This window comes from Streptomyces sp. NPDC088747 (assembly GCF_044751025.1).
Classification (GTDB): Bacteria; Actinomycetota; Actinomycetes; order Streptomycetales; family Streptomycetaceae; genus Streptomyces.
In genome coordinates this window covers 252,049-266,291 of the sequence record NZ_JBIVKZ010000006.1, presented here as the reverse complement: position 1 = coordinate 266,291, position 14,243 = coordinate 252,049, and the positions used below count along the sequence as shown (strand labels likewise).

Genomic DNA, 14,243 nt, shown 5'->3' with positions numbered 1-14,243 from the left:
AGTAGAGGCCGTGACGACGACACTGACGCCCCCCACGCCCCCCTCGGACCCCGTGAAAGAACCGCCCAAGCGCGCACGGCGCCCCAAGTCCGCCCGTGCGGGCGGCCAGTTGCACGGCGGACCGATCGCCTACGCCGTGCTCATCCTGTTCACCATCGGCTCGCTCTTCCCGCTGGTGTGGACGGCGATCGCCGCCTCGCGCGACAACCAGCGGCTGGCGCAGACGCCTCCGCCGTTCTGGTTCGGCTCGGGGCTGTTCGACAAGCTCGAACTCGCCTGGAAGGACGCCAACCTGGGCGAGGCGATGCTCAACACGACGATCGTGTCGGGGATTTCGGCGTTCACCGTCGTCGTCATGTCCACGGTCGCCGGGTTCGCCTTCGCCAAGCTGCGCTTCAAGGGCCGTAACGCCATGATGCTGATCATCGTCGGCACCATGATGATTCCGCCCCAGCTCAGCGTGATCCCGCTGTACATGATGGTCGCCAAGCTCGACTGGACCGACCAGCTCCAGGCGGTCATCTTCCCGTCGCTGGTGAGTGCCTTCGGTGTCTTCTTCATGCGGCAGTACCTGATCCAGGCACTGCCGAACGAGCTGATCGAGGCGGCCCGGGTGGACGGCGCGAACAGCTGGCGGGTGATCTGGCACGTGGTGTTCCCGGCGGCCCGCCCGGCGATGGCCGTCCTCGGCATGCTCGTCTTCGTGCAGACGTGGAACGACTTCCTGTGGCCGTTCCTGGTGCTGACCCAGATGGGCAACCCGACCGTGCAGGTCGCGGTCGCGGGTCTCGGCCGCGGCTTCACCCCCGACCAGTCCCTGATCATGGCGGGCGCACTGCTCGGGACCCTGCCGCTGCTGCTGGTCTTCGCGATCTTCGGCAAGCAGATCGTGGGCGGCATCATGCAGGGCGCCGTGAAGGGCTGACCACGCCGACGCCTCCGATCGACGCCACCCGTGCGGGGCCGAGTCACCGCCGCCTCGGCCCCGCACACCCCGCCCCGCCGGTGCCTTCCCCTCCCTCTCCCCCTCTTACTTCCGGTCTCCACGACCTTCTATGGGAGCGCTTCCATGCCTGATTCCGTTACGCCCGTGACCTTTCCTCCCGCCTTCCTGTGGGGTGCGGCGACCTCCGCCTACCAGATCGAGGGGGCGGTACGGGAGGACGGCCGCACCCCTTCGATCTGGGACACCTTCAGCCATACGCCGGGCAAGACCGCGGGCGGCGAGACCGGTGACGTGGCCGTCGACCACTACCACCGCTACCGCGACGACGTGGCCCTGATGGCAGACCTGGGCCTGACCGCGTACCGCTTCTCCGTCTCCTGGTCCCGGGTGCAGCCGACCGGCCGCGGGCCCGCCGTCCAGCGCGGCCTGGACTTCTACCGCCGGCTGGTGGACGAGCTGCTCGCGCACGGCATCAAGCCGGCCGTCACCCTCTACCACTGGGACCTCCCCCAGGAGCTGGAGGACGCCGGCGGCTGGCCCGAGCGCGACACCGCGCTGCGGTTCGCCGAGTACGCGCAGATCGTCGGCGCGGCGCTGGGCGACCGGGTGGAGCAGTGGATCACCCTCAACGAGCCCTGGTGCAGCGCCTTCCTGGGATACGGCTCCGGAGTGCACGCTCCCGGCCGCACCGACCCGGCGGCCTCCCTGAAGGCCGCCCACCACCTGAACCTGGCGCACGGGCTGGGAACTTCGGCACTCCGGTCCGCGATGCCCCACCGCAACACGGTCGCGGTGAGCCTCAACTCCTCGGTGGTCAGGCCCGTTTCGCAGGACCCCGCGGACCTGGCGGCGGCCCGGCGCATCGACGACCTCGCCAACGGCGTCTTCCACGGGCCGATGCTGCACGGCGCCTACCCGGAGACCCTGCTCGCGGCGACGGCCTCCGTGACCGACTGGTCGTACGTCCAGGACGGCGATCTCGCCCTGATCAAGCAGCCGTTGGACGCCCTGGGCCTCAACTACTACACGCCGACGCTGGTCTCGGCCGCGGAGAACGTCACGGACGGCCCCCGTGCGGACGGTCACGGCACGAGTTCGCACTCCCCCTGGCCGGGCGCGGACGACGTCGCCTTCCACCAGACCCCGGGCGAGCGCACCGAGATGGGCTGGACGATCGACCCGACGGGCCTGCACGACCTGATCATGCGGTACGTCCGCGAGGCCCCGGGGCTGCCGCTCTACATCACCGAGAACGGCGCCGCCTACGACGACAAGCCGGACCCGGAGGGCAAGGTCCACGACCCCGAGCGGATCGCGTACCTGCACGGCCACCTGCGCGCGGTCCGCCGCGCGATCGCCGACGGCGCGGACGTCCGCGGCTACTACCTGTGGTCCCTGCTGGACAACTTCGAGTGGGCGTACGGCTACGAGAAGCGCTTCGGCGCGGTGTACGTGGACTACGCGACGCTTGAGCGCACCCCCAAGTCGAGCGCGCACTGGTACGGGCAGGCGGCCCGGTCGGGCACGCTGCCGCCGCTGACGACGACCGTCGAATAGGCCACCACCTGGGGAAGACGGGGGCGGGGAGGGGCGCGGCACCTGAGGGGGGTGCCGCGCCCTTGGTGTGTCCGGGGGAGGGGAGAGAGGGGGAAGGGGGAAAGGGAGGAGGGGGAAGGGGGGAGGGGAGAGTACGGGCGAGGTGCGGTGAGGGTGGGGGCAAGGCAGTGAGGGTGGGGCGGGTGAGGGTGGGCGGGGCAGGGGGGTGAGGCGGGGTTCGGCGGGCCGGCCCGCGTGGGACGCGGAGGTCACCGGCCCTCAAGGACCGGCCCTCAGGGACCAGCCCGCTCGTCCCCCGCCTCCGCCACCTCCACCTCGGTCTCCGTGGTCGCCTTGCCCGGTGGCCGCGCGGACGCCTCCTGCACACCGCCGAGCCGCAGTTGCTCCGTGATCTGCACGAAGGCCGCCCGCAGGTGTTCCGGGATGCCGAGGGCGACGGCCGCCTGTTCGGCGGTGATGGTTCCCTCGCCGGACAGCACGATATCCACGGGGGCGACTGCGGGGACCTCGGGGAGATCCTCCTCGGTCAGCTTGCCGGAATGGACGAGTACGTCCCTGACCGGAACGCCGAGCGCGCGGGACAGGCCCCGCATCGTCTCCAGGTCGGGCATGCTCTGGCGCTGCAACAGCCGCGTGACGGCGGCGCGGTGCACGCCGGCGTCCTCGGCGAGTTTGGTCTTGCCACCACCGCGCGGGCTGTCGATGTCGTAACCCCGGTCGCGCATCACGTTCTCGATCCAGGTGGCGAACTTGTCGATGTGCTCGGCATCGCTCTGCATGGTCGGTACTCCCTCCGTTCTCCACACTGTAACGCGCGATCGCGCACGCAATGAGCAGTTGCGCGCACGCACAATGCGTCACCGTGCGGACAGAGGCCGGACCTACCGATTCCAATTGCGTGCGACCTCGCAACATGTAAAGCTGTGTGCGAGCTCGCAACAACATCTGACCCGCCTTTCCCTTGCCCTCCACCCGCCACACCGCCACCCCTCCCCACCCCTCTCCCTCGCGGACCCTCCCCCGCCATCCCCACCTGTTGACGCTTGTTCACGGATTGGAGCGTGCCTCCCATGACGACCGGCCCAGCCGCCCAGCACACCGCCCGCGCAGCCCGCTGGATCGACATCCTGATACGCCAGTTCCCGGACCTCCTTGACGAACTGGCCCCCGGGCGGCCGGGGTTGTCCACCCGCCCCCACACCCCGCCGGCGCCGGCCGCGCTCCAGGCCCTGGCTGAGCGCGATCTCGCGGAGCGGGCCGACGCCCTGCGTAACGAGCAGCACGGGATCGCCCCTCTCGGCGCCGGTTCGGCACCGATCAGGCTCCATGTGTCCGACGCCATACGGGACATCACCGACGGTGTCGTCGAACTGGAGGAGGCCGTACGGGAGAAGCTCCGGCTGGGCCGGGCGGCGCGGGCCCCGGTGCCGGAGCGGCTGCGGCGGATCGCGGAGCTCCTCGACGACGTGGCCGCCGCCCACCCCGTACTCGCCCGGCACGTCCTGGACGAGTGCCGCCGGATGGCTCGCCGCTGCGGGCGTGCGCTGGGGGACTCCGAGACGCTGGTCCGGGTGAACGGCCGCTGCCCATGGTGCGATTCGGTGTCCCTGCGCGCGCTTCCCGCCTGGCGCACGGTGCTCTGCGTGAACCCCGGCTGCCGCTGCGCGGACGACGGGTGCGACTGCGCCGCCGATCCCGCCCACCGGCACAGCTGGACCGAGGCCGGCTGGGCGCAACTCGCCGCGGACTCGGGTGCGGACGCGGACGAGATCGCCGCGCTGGTGGACGACTCCGACGACACGGAGGCCGCGTGATGCCGGGCGCCGCACCGCGGCCGGGGCCGGCCCTGCTGACGGGCGCGGCGGCGGCCGCCGAGGCGGGGGTGGTCCCCGCGACCGTACGCAAGTGGGTTCAGCAGGGTCACCTCGCCGCCGCCGGACAGCGGGGGCGAGCCCATCTGTTCCGGCTGGAGGACGTGTTCGCCGCGGAGCGGGCGGCGCGCTCGCGAGGTCGACGACGCGCTCCACTGGGCTGACCACTCCCCTGCCTTGTCGCCCCGTCGCGGTCGCCCCGTCGCAGTTGCCCCGACGCACCCCCGTCGCCCTGTCGCACCCCCGTTGCTCCATCGCTCCCCGTTGCCCCGCTGCCCCGTCGCGCCTTCCGGTGCGGCGGGGCAGCTGTCGTTCGTGGGGCCTTCCGGGAGACCGAACCCGGGATTGAGTTGCGTGCGCGCTCGCAACGTGTCACAGTTGGTGCAGCGGCGGAGCTGTGCCCGACACCGGGGCGCGGCACCGCCGTTTCGCGCAGGGCTGGGGCGGCGCGGCCGTGGAGCCGTGGTGGTCCACGAGTGTGGACGGTCCTGGAGCATCCGTGCAGCCGGGACGGTCGTAGCGCCGCCCCGGACCGCGGCGCCGTACAGGCCGGGAAGCCGCAACGCCCACCAGGCCGTCCCCGTTCCCGCGCGACAACCCGTCCGCCCCTCCAGAAGGGAGGCCGCACCTTGGCCGATCCGACGGTCACCTTTCCCGATGTCGAACGGCTCGTCGTCGACTTCCTCACCGACCGGCCCGAACTCGCCGCCGCGACGGTGGACAACGTGCCGCCCACCGGATTCGACGGTACCCAGCCGGTCGTCCTGGTCTCCCGCTCCGGCGGGGCCTGGGTCGACGACCTGCACCTCGACCAGCCCCTCGTGGACTTCGAGGTGTACGGCCCCAGCAAGACCGCGGCCCACAGCCTGGCCCTGACCGCCCGCTCGGCGCTGCTCGCGCTGCGCGGCACGACGTACGGAACCGCGCGTGTCTCCGACGTCGTCGAGGCCGACGGCCCGCGCTGGCTGCCCGACTGGAACCGGTCGGCGGCCAACCGCTACCTCTCCACGGTGCGGCTGCACATCCATCCCGCCGCCTGAGCGCCCACCACGCGAGCGTCCCACCCGGACGCCCGCGCCCGCGCTCCACCCGACAGGGCCCCGCCGGTCGGCGGGGCCTTCGCCGTATCCACCTCCGGGCGCGTACCGACGCGCCTTCTCCTCAAGGGAGTTATTCATGGCAGGCAACAACTCCAGCGAGATCCGAGTCGCCGGAACCGGCCGCATCCTGGTCGCCCCGGTCGGCACGACCGCGCCGGCCGACGTCACCACCGCCTGGGCGGCCGCCTGGCGGGACCTCGGTTACACCTCGGCCGACGGAATCAAGCTGTCCAAGAAGGACAAGCTCGACCCGGTCGAGACCTGGCAGTCCGTCTCCCCGGCCCGCTTCATCTACTCGGACCGCGACCTGACCCTGAAGTTCCAGCTGCTCCAGCTCAACGACGACACCCTCCCCTTCTTCATGGGCGGCGACGCGGCCACGGAGACGGCCACCAGCTCCGGGATCTACAAGTACGACCTGGCCGCCGACCCGAAGTTCAACGAGAAGGCGCTGGGCATCGAGTTCACGGACGGTACGGCCATCACGTACCGCTTCGTCATCTCGCGCGGCCAGGTCACCGAGACCGAGGAACTGTCGCTGACCCGCACGGCCTCGATCAAGCTCGGCGTCACCTTCACCGCGCTCGCGGTCGACAGCACCAAGCCGCTGGCCACCTTCCTGATGAAGGACCCGGCGTACAGCACCGCCTCCTGATCCACACCCGCCACTCCGACCACGACCACGACCACGACGGGCAGGGCCGGGGCACCCACCCCGGCCCTGCCCGCCCCCCGCCCGGCTCCCCGAACTCTCATCTCCCCTACCCCTAGAAGGAGTTGCTCCATGGCAGGTTTCGACGTCGGCGCCGCTCGCGCGCAGCGCCAGGAGGCGCTCGGCCGCGACTGGTCGTTCACCATCGACGAGGACACCTTCACGCTCCCGACCGAGCTGACCCGCCGGACCGCGCGCACCCTGCGCGAGCTGGACGACAACGACGTGGACGGCCTCCTGCGCGCGCTGATGGGCGACGCCCAGTTCGGCCGCTTCGACCGGCACGAGGTCACGATGCAGGACATCGCGGCGATCATCGAGGCCTACGGCAAGGAGACGGGGCTCGGCCTGGGGGAAGGCTGAGCCTCGGCGAGTTCGTGGACGAACACGCCGAGGCCCTTGAGGCTGACCTGCTCCGCCACTACGGCGTGGACCTGCTCGACTGGCACCGCGGCCGGCTCTCCTCCCGCCGGCTCACGGTGCTGGTCAAGCACCTGCCACGCGACAGCGCGACCCTGTACGAGCTGCACGGCGAGGCGGCGCGGTGGTCGGCCACCGACTATCTGCTGGCCTCCGCCGTCGACCAACTCGCCGAGGCGAACTGGATGTTCGCCACGGTGAACCGGGACGAGGACTCGGACCCGCTGGAGTACCCGAAGCCCGTACCGCGTCCGGCGGCCGAGGATCCGGACGCCGAGGATCCGGACCTCTCGGAGGATGCCTCCAGGAGCACCGGCCCCGCCTCGGAGCCCTCGCCGCCCGGCGCCCCCGCCAGGAACCCCGGCCGCGCCGAACTGGCCCAGTTCTTCTCCTGATCACTCGCCCTCGCCGCCCCGCCCCCTTTCCCGTACGACACGACGTACGAGACGACGTACGACATGAGAAGTGAGCCCGCCCATGACGCTCTACACCCCGCTCGGCAACCTGCCGTATCCACAGCCCACCGACACCGCGAACCTCCCGCTGCACCTCCAGTCCCTGGCCGAGGGGATCGACGGCCGCACGGTCCTGCGGTACGCCACGGCCGCCGACCGCGACGCCGCCGTCACCACGCCGGTCGCCGGGATGGTCGCCTGGCTCACCACACCCGGGACCCTCAGCTACTTCACCGGGTCCGCGTGGACGACTCTCGGCGCCTGGAACGCGTACACCCCGGCCTGGACGGCCGCCACGACCGACCCGGTCATCGGCAACGGTTCGGTCACCGGCCGGTACGCCGTGGTGGGCAAGGTCTGCCACTTCACGGCGTTCGTCGCGTGCGGATCCACGACGACCTACGGCAGCGGCGCCTACTCCCTCAGCCTCCCGCTCGCCACGGGGGCGACGGGAGGACTCGTCCAGTTCAACGGCATGGCGCTCAGCGGAGGAGGCCGCGGACAGATCATCTGCCAGCCCGCCTCCACCAGCGGCGCCACCACCTACACCCTGTGGGGCCAGACCTCGGCCTCGTCCTCCGCGATCGCCCAGATCGGCAACGGCGGACTGTTCGGTTCGGCGTTCGCCAGCGGCAGCTTCTTCCGGATCAACGGGACGTACGAGGTGGCCTGACCGGCCCGTTTTCTCCCTGCCCGTCACTGGTCGCTCGTGTATCCTCTCGAAGAGTTATCGCTCAAACGTTCGATTCTGGGGTCCAGCGGAAAGACGACGGTGCGGTCGCCGGCCGGAGGTTCGGCCGGCATGGAGGGGTGGGGTTGCGTGACGAAGGACGACGACGGCACGGGGCGGGACGGCGGGGAGCGTCTCGGCACCGCCGAGCTGCGGCGGGTGCTCACCGGAGAACTGGGTTACGCCCTTCCGGCGGACCTGGTGATCACGACACGGGCCGAGATCGAGACACGGGAGTTCACGGCGTACGGGCAGGGCTGGCGGGACCGCGCCGAGCACGAGCAGCACCACGGCGACGACGCTCACGTGGGCCGTGCGGGCGTCGTGGGCCGCGCCGGCCGTGACCAGGAGGCGAAGGTCCTGCCCTTTCCCCGCCAGAGGCAGTCCTCATCTGCCCCGTCCGGCCGCCCGTCCCCGCCCGTCACGCCGACTCCCCAGGCCCCGCCGGTCCCACCTGCCCCGCCGGTGCCCCCGGCTCCCCCAACTCCCCCGGAGGGCGAGCCCTCGTAGCGCCTCGGCGACTACGGCAGTGATTTCCGCCAGCGGGCGAACGGCTTCAGGACGGCACGGTGGAAGAGGTACTCGGGGGTGCCCTCCATCGATTCCCATCCCCGGTAGAGACTCACGTTCCGGATGTGCGGCGCCCGGGAACGCAGGGCGTCGAGGTCGTCGAGTACGGACGAGCCGGTGCCGGTGTCACCGAGGAACTGCCAGAAGACCCTGCGCCCGGACGCCGCGTCCAACTGGTCGGCCAGGGCCGGCCCTTCCGAGTGGAGTCCCCAGAAGAAGAACAGGACCAGGACCGGGACTTCGTCCTCCGGGAGGGCCGCCGCGATCCCTTCGACCGCCGCGGCCGCGTCCTCGGCGTCGAAGAGACCGAAGCGCTCCGACTCCCGGGCGAGCAGGCTGGGCGGCACCGCGTCCCCGGTGAGCAGTGCCTCGGGCGGCAGCATGCCCCAGTCCGCGATCCATCGCGCGACATCCGGCAGGCGCAGCACCGGCAGGCGGTGGGCCCGTGACGTGTAGATCCAGCTGTCCACCTCCGACGCCGGGGACAGGAACTGGCCCAGTACGGCCGCCCTGCGCACCACGTCGGCCACCGTGCCCACTTCGAACGGATGGCGATGTGCCCCCGGGACGGCCAGCACGACTCTGGTCGAGTTCTCTCGCACACCGCTGAGACGGGCGGCTACGGATGCGGCGATACGCCCTTTATGGGCATTCATCTCGCCTTTCGACGGATGCGCTTTCTCGACAGTCACACCCGGAGAGTATGACGCCACCGCGCGAAAGTGCAACGAAATGACAGGAGTTCACATGGGATTCGACATCGACAAAGACCTCTACTTCGTACGCAAGGAAACGGAGGGAATCAAAAAGAGCCTCACCGGTTTCAGTCACTCGATGACCGGGGTCAAGGCGGATGTCGAGGGTCTCAAGTTCGCCGTCTCCCTGGTGGCGGCGACCGCCCAGCTCCTCAAGGTCGACTACAGCCTCTGGAAGATCGACGAGAAGGGCGTCACCTTCCGCGGCGTCCAGAAGGTCACCTGGAAGAACGTCAGGGACGCGGAGGACGAGAAGTCGAAGGAAAAGGAGAAGAAACTCGACGACCGCCTCAAGGGGATGTTCCTTGAGAAGTCGAAGAACGAGGAAATCAAGAAGGCGCGGGAGTCGGGTGACAAAGCGAGCCGTGAGGTTCGCGAACTGAGGACCGCACTGCGCAGCGCCGGCGAAGGAGCCGCCCTGAAGTCCAGCGGCAGGGTCCAGAAGGACCTCGGCAAGATCAGGACTTCGGTCCAGAGCCTGAGCCAGGCACTCGCGGGGATCTGATCTCGTCTCCGACCGCTCCGACGACCGCACACACCGACTGAATCGAGACAGTGATGAATCTGAAGCAAGCCGTCGCCGGAGTGGACGCCAGGCTCGGCGCGCTCGGCAGTGCGCTCGGGCGGGCCGGCACCGCCATGAGCAGGGCGGGGGGCGGCGCCGACTCCGCGTCCCGTTCCCTCGGCAGGCTCAACACCGCCACCGGCGGGAGCGTCGGCGCGCTGGGCAAGATCCGCACCGGCCTGCTCAGCACCGACACCGCCCTCTCCAGGTCGAGAACCGGCTCCGACAAGCTCAAGTCCTCCCTCGACAAGCTCAGGTCCGCCGCCAAGGGCGCGCACGGCGAGCTGCTGGGCGTCAAGAAGCAGGCGGACGCGGTGGAGAAGTCCGTCGGCAGGGCCGGGAAGAACGCCGACGCCGGCGGGAAGTCCATGGGGAGCCTGGGCAAGGGGCTCAAGGGGGCCTCGCTCGCGCAGAAGGGGCTCAACCTCGCGATGGCGGCGAGCCCGTTCGGGCTGATCATGACCCTGCTGGCGCCGCTCATCGCCCAGTTCGTCAACATGGACAAGGTCACCGCGGTGCTCCGGAAGGTGGTGCTCGGCGCGTTCAAGAGCATGGGTTCGGCGACGTCCAGCGCGGTGCGGATGATCGTTCCGCTGCTCAAGGGCCTCGGCAACGGCATGCTCGCGCCGTGGATCGGGCTCACCTCGGCGCTCAACGCGCTGTTCGGTGTGCTGGCCGGCATCAGGATCAAGGTGCCGGACTGGGTGCCGATGTTCGGCGGCAGGTCGTTCTCCTTCCCGTCCCTGCACGTCCCGGTCCCGCGTCTGGCGGCCGGCGGTGTCGTCCAGGCCCGCTCCGGCGGCACCCTCGCCCTGCTCGGCGAGGCCGGTGAGCACGAGGCCGTCATCCCGCTGTCCAAGCTGGACCGGATGATCGGCTCCGGCGGCGGGCTGCGTACCCTCACCGCCGCTGTGGAGAAACTCGCCGACCGCCCCGTCGTCGTACAGGTCGACTCGCAGGAGATCGCCCGCGCCGTGTTCCTGGGACAACGGCAGCTCGCCCGGCGGTAGTTCAGCCCTCACCCGCACGACAGCCCACTCCGCCCAGCCCCTCGCCGACGGCCCGCGCCGTCGGTTTTCTCATGCCCGCAACCGCCGCCCGCCCCAGGAGACCTCATGGGAAACCTATGGATCGGCCCGCCCGGCTCCATGACCGAGATCGACCAGGCCGCCAAGTCCTTCGACCGCACCGCCGACCTCGGCGTCAGCGAGTTCAAGTCGCTCGGCGGCCGGGTCACCGTCACCCGCAACCTCGCCCCCGTCCGCCGCCTCAAACTGGCCTGGGACCTGCTTCCCCCCGCGCAGGCCCGCGCCCTGGACCGGATCGCCCGCCGCGTGGAGGGCGCCGGGCCGGTGTTCGTCGTCGACCCCGCCGCCGGGAACGTCCTGAGCCCCGGCCAGGCCGCCGGACTCGGTGTCGCCGGGGCCACCGGTATCACCGGCCTCACCCAGTGGTTCAAGACGTCGACCGGTGCCGTGGCCGAGAACGCCGCGGTCCCCGGCACCTTCCTCTTCACCGCGGCCGACACCACCAGCACCGTCGCCTGGCGCTGCGTCGGCACCGGCGGCAACTTCCCGGTCTCGCCGGGTCTTCAGGTGTCCTTCCGCGCCCCGGCCGCGATCGCGGCGCTCGGCACGGCAGGCGTGGGCATCGACTTCAAGAAGTCCGACGGCTCCTACATCAGTTCCCTCGTCGCCACCGGCGCGCTGGTCTCCGGCACCGCCCCCGCGACCGCCGCGTACGCCACCCCCACCGCCAAGCCGGGCGCCGCCGGCGGCTACTCCCTGGCCGACGCCTGCTTCACCTACGGCGGTACGGCGACGAGCGGCGTCCCCGGCGACGGGCTCCCGCCGATGTCCGTGACCGGCTACAGCGACTCCCCCGGCCGACCGCTCCCCTACCGGAGCATCGGTCTCGACCTCGTGGAGGTGTCCGGTGCAGCAGGCTGACGACGCCACCGCGACCGCGCTCGCGGCCGGCGAACGGACCACCGCGCACACCACCCGGCTCGGCGGCAGGGACGTCTCCGCGCAGGTTCAGTCGTGGCAGGTGGAACGCTCGTACGCGACCGATCTGCCCGCCGCGATGCGGGCGTTCTCCGGTTCCTCCGCCGCGCAGTTGCAGCTCCAGCTGTCCGGTGCGGACGGCGTGTGGGCGCCCACCATGTACGCCCCCTGGGCCGACCGCCTCACGGGGGACATCGCCCGTCCCGGGCAGTCCGTGGCCCACCGCGGCGGAGTGGGCGGGGCGACCCTGCCCGCCTTCCGAGGGACCGTCAGATCCCGTTCTGCACAAGCGGGTTCGGACTCCGTGCAGGTCATCGCCCTGGACGGCGCGGAGCGGCTGCGCGGCCCGGCACTGCTTCCCAAGCCGTACGCCGGTTTCCGCCTCGGCCGTCCCGTCGCCACCGCCACCTGGTGCGTGGACGAACTGCTGCGCCAGGCCGGTGTGCACAGCGCCCCGCCGCCCCGCTACCCGGAGTTCGTCGAGGGCGTGCAGCCGCTGACCCTCGTACACGCCAGTCTGCACGGCGGCTTCGCCGCACCGTACGGGCAGCCGGAGAAGCTCCCCGCCGCCGGCGAGTACACCTGGACCAGGGAAGGCGCCCCGCACGAGATGGCGCTGCTGCCCACCACCACCGGCGTCACCGCCAGCTGGTTCCCGCGCTCCCGGGTCACCGTGCCCGGAAGCCGGCTCCTCCTGGAGGCCTGGGTGAACAGCGCCGTCGGCGCAGGCGACACCGTCCGCATGGACCTGGTGCTCGACCGCACCGGCGGGACGAGCGGAACCCTGCGGCTGTACGTCAACTTCGCGACCGGCCGGGTCCAGATCGGCTCCGGCACCACCGCGACCACCGACGAGGCCTTCCTCAACCTCAACTGGGACAGCTGGGGGGCCGTGCGGGCGCTCAAGGGCGTATGGCACATCGGGGTGTTCATCGACACCGTGAGCGCCGGCACCACCGTGTATCCGACCGTGACACCCCGGCTGACCGGGCCGGACGGCACGGTGCTCCTCGGTACGACGACCACGATCACCCATGAGTACGGCATCCAGCCGGCGGCGGAGCTGAGCGAGCTCAAGCTGGTCACCGACCTGGCCGTGGAGGGCGTCCAGCTCACCGGCGGACTGACCGCCATGCCCTCGGCACCGGTCTTCGACCGCACCGGCGCCTGGACCAAGGCCGCCCGCCTCGACGACGCGATCCTGCCGCTGTACTCGGTGCCGCGGGTCTCCGGATCGCAGTGGGAGGTCATCGGGCAGATCGCCAAGGCCGCCATGTCGACCGCCGAGTTCGACGAACGCGGCATCTTCCGCTGGCGCAACTACACCCGCTTCAGGGGTACGCCGACCAGCGCGGACGTGGACCTCTCCCTCACCTCGGTGCGGGACATCGCCTCGCTCACCCTCACCGAGGAGATCGACGCCTGCCGCAACTACGTCGTCCAGCCCGCGAAGGTCTTCGAGGACTTCGGGGTCGACGCGGGAACCACGTACACCGACACCGTGGTGCGGACCGTACCGGCGAACGGCACGCTGACCGTCTCGTACGTCATGGCCGAGGAGGAGTTCGACATCGGGCCGCCCGGCACCGACGACGACTCGGTGGTCACCGCCGGCACCCAGGTCCGCTTCGCCACCACCAGGGCGGGCACCACCGCGGTCAAGGGCGCGGTCGACGTCCTGACCCGCCGCGAGGACGGCTACCTGGTGGTGCGGTTCACCAACCGCACCTCGCAGGCCCTCTACACGGCGAAGAAGGACGGCACCCCGTCCGTCTACCTGATGACGCTGAAACCGAAGGCGGATCCGGTGGAGCGTTCCGCGACCGTGTACGTCCCGGGAACCGCGAGCGAGCGTTACTACGGGCGCCAGGAGCACACCTGCGAGACCACCGACTGGATCCAGGACCTCGCCTCCGCCAGGTCGATCGCCGACGCGCTCTACAACGCCGGGCTGTATCCGGTGCCGGTCATCGGCGACGTGGAGGTGCTGTACGACCCGCGCATCCAGCTCGGTGACGTGGTGCGGCTGACCGACACCTCGGGCACCCGGCTCGACACCCTGGCCTGGGTGGTCGGCATCAGCACGGCGTCCAACGCCGAAGGCGGCATGCGGCAGACGCTGGCCCTGCGCGGCACCCGGCCCAACAGCACACCGGCCGACAGCGGGCTGAGCCCCGACCCGGCGGCGGACCCGGCCACCGTGGCCCTGTCCTCGTACGCCTCGGTCGCCACGGCCTTCCCCACCCTGTCCGCGCTCACCGCATCCGGGTTCACCTGGGGCGAGATCAAGGAGTCGGCGTATGTCTGAGCCCACCACCGGGACGGACACCGGGCCCGCCGAGCACCTCGTACCGGAGCCGGGCACCGCCGTACCCGCCGAGGTCACGGTGGTGGTGCCGGAACCGGCCGAGGAACAGCCCTCGGAGCCGGCCGGCGACCCGGAGGAGACCACCGAACCGTCCGGCACCAGCGCCGTCACCAGCACCAGCACCAGCACCAGCACCAGCACCAGCACCGTCGGCCCGGCGGTCTCTGCCTGACATCGATCCCACGAGA

The 14,243-nt window shown here is 71.1% G+C and carries 17 protein-coding genes; 15 read left to right on the top strand and 2 right to left on the bottom strand.

Annotation, left to right across the window (positions count from 1 at the left end):
• Positions 1 to 10 precede the first annotated feature (10 nt).
• Positions 11 to 925: a carbohydrate ABC transporter permease gene (locus ACIP79_RS16960; protein WP_383685719.1), complete on the top strand. Its 915-nt coding sequence runs from the start codon at positions 11 to 13 to the stop codon at positions 923 to 925.
• Between the two features lie 144 nt (positions 926 to 1,069).
• Complete coding sequence (locus ACIP79_RS16955; RefSeq protein ID WP_387186609.1) at positions 1,070 to 2,503, top strand: GH1 family beta-glucosidase; 1,434 nt, start codon at positions 1,070 to 1,072, stop codon at positions 2,501 to 2,503.
• A 272-nt stretch (positions 2,504 to 2,775) separates the two neighbouring features.
• On the opposite strand, the gene ACIP79_RS16950 is transcribed toward ACIP79_RS16955, so the two are convergent.
• Positions 2,776 to 3,282, bottom strand: a complete 507-nt coding sequence (locus ACIP79_RS16950) for a helix-turn-helix domain-containing protein (RefSeq protein ID WP_401223862.1) — start codon at positions 3,280 to 3,282, stop codon at positions 2,776 to 2,778.
• Between the two features lie 291 nt (positions 3,283 to 3,573).
• Here ACIP79_RS16950 and ACIP79_RS16945 point away from each other — a divergent pair, with 291 nt between their 5' ends.
• The 8 genes from ACIP79_RS16945 (at position 3,574) to ACIP79_RS16910 (ending at position 8,301) form a co-directional block, all read left to right on the top strand.
• On the top strand, positions 3,574 to 4,317 hold the full coding sequence (locus ACIP79_RS16945) for a hypothetical protein (protein ID WP_401223860.1): 744 nt from the start codon (positions 3,574 to 3,576) through the stop codon (positions 4,315 to 4,317).
• Entirely contained in the window at positions 4,317 to 4,538 is a 222-nt protein-coding gene (locus ACIP79_RS16940) for a helix-turn-helix domain-containing protein (protein WP_401223858.1), read from the top strand. Before ACIP79_RS16945 ends, ACIP79_RS16940 begins: the two co-directional genes overlap by 1 nt.
• Before the next feature lie 465 nt (positions 4,539 to 5,003).
• The gene (locus ACIP79_RS16935; protein WP_401223855.1) at positions 5,004 to 5,414 is read left to right on the top strand and encodes a hypothetical protein; all 411 of its coding nucleotides are present in this window, start codon (positions 5,004 to 5,006) and stop codon (positions 5,412 to 5,414) included.
• 136 nt (positions 5,415 to 5,550) lie between these two features.
• Positions 5,551 to 6,129 carry a phage tail protein gene (locus ACIP79_RS16930; RefSeq protein WP_383685707.1) on the top strand — a complete coding sequence of 193 codons (579 nt, stop codon included), beginning with the start codon at positions 5,551 to 5,553 and terminating at the stop codon, positions 6,127 to 6,129.
• Positions 6,130 to 6,258: 129 nt separating this feature from the next.
• A complete protein-coding gene (locus ACIP79_RS16925; RefSeq protein ID WP_383683453.1) occupies positions 6,259 to 6,549 on the top strand; it encodes a hypothetical protein in 291 nt (96 codons plus the stop codon).
• A 65-nt stretch (positions 6,550 to 6,614) separates the two neighbouring features.
• A complete protein-coding gene (locus ACIP79_RS16920) occupies positions 6,615 to 7,001 on the top strand; it encodes a hypothetical protein (RefSeq protein WP_401224282.1) in 387 nt (128 codons plus the stop codon).
• 82 nt (positions 7,002 to 7,083) lie between these two features.
• The gene (locus ACIP79_RS16915; RefSeq protein ID WP_401223853.1) at positions 7,084 to 7,734 is read left to right on the top strand and encodes a hypothetical protein; all 651 of its coding nucleotides are present in this window, start codon (positions 7,084 to 7,086) and stop codon (positions 7,732 to 7,734) included.
• Between the two features lie 147 nt (positions 7,735 to 7,881).
• Positions 7,882 to 8,301, top strand: a complete 420-nt coding sequence (locus ACIP79_RS16910) for a hypothetical protein (RefSeq protein WP_401223850.1) — start codon at positions 7,882 to 7,884, stop codon at positions 8,299 to 8,301.
• A gap of 11 nt (positions 8,302 to 8,312) precedes the next feature.
• On the opposite strand, the gene ACIP79_RS16905 is transcribed toward ACIP79_RS16910, so the two are convergent.
• A complete protein-coding gene (locus ACIP79_RS16905; protein WP_401223848.1) occupies positions 8,313 to 9,017 on the bottom strand; it encodes a VWA domain-containing protein in 705 nt (234 codons plus the stop codon).
• Positions 9,018 to 9,108: 91 nt separating this feature from the next.
• Here ACIP79_RS16905 and ACIP79_RS16900 point away from each other — a divergent pair, with 91 nt between their 5' ends.
• The 5 genes from ACIP79_RS16900 (at position 9,109) to ACIP79_RS16880 (ending at position 14,227) form a co-directional block, all read left to right on the top strand.
• Positions 9,109 to 9,621, top strand: coding sequence for a hypothetical protein (locus ACIP79_RS16900; RefSeq protein ID WP_383683460.1), 513 nt, complete (start codon positions 9,109 to 9,111; stop codon positions 9,619 to 9,621).
• 53 nt (positions 9,622 to 9,674) lie between these two features.
• Entirely contained in the window at positions 9,675 to 10,691 is a 1,017-nt protein-coding gene (locus tag ACIP79_RS16895) for a hypothetical protein (RefSeq protein WP_401223846.1), read from the top strand.
• Positions 10,692 to 10,796: 105 nt separating this feature from the next.
• Positions 10,797 to 11,630, top strand: a complete 834-nt coding sequence (locus ACIP79_RS16890) for a hypothetical protein (RefSeq protein ID WP_401223844.1) — start codon at positions 10,797 to 10,799, stop codon at positions 11,628 to 11,630.
• Positions 11,617 to 13,995 (top strand): hypothetical protein, encoded by a 2,379-nt coding sequence (locus tag ACIP79_RS16885; protein ID WP_401223841.1) that lies wholly within the window; start codon positions 11,617 to 11,619, stop codon positions 13,993 to 13,995. Before ACIP79_RS16890 ends, ACIP79_RS16885 begins: the two co-directional genes overlap by 14 nt.
• A complete protein-coding gene (locus ACIP79_RS16880; RefSeq protein WP_401223838.1) occupies positions 13,988 to 14,227 on the top strand; it encodes a hypothetical protein in 240 nt (79 codons plus the stop codon). The genes ACIP79_RS16885 and ACIP79_RS16880 overlap by 8 nt, the downstream gene beginning before the upstream one ends.
• The last annotated feature ends 16 nt before the right edge of the window (positions 14,228 to 14,243 follow it).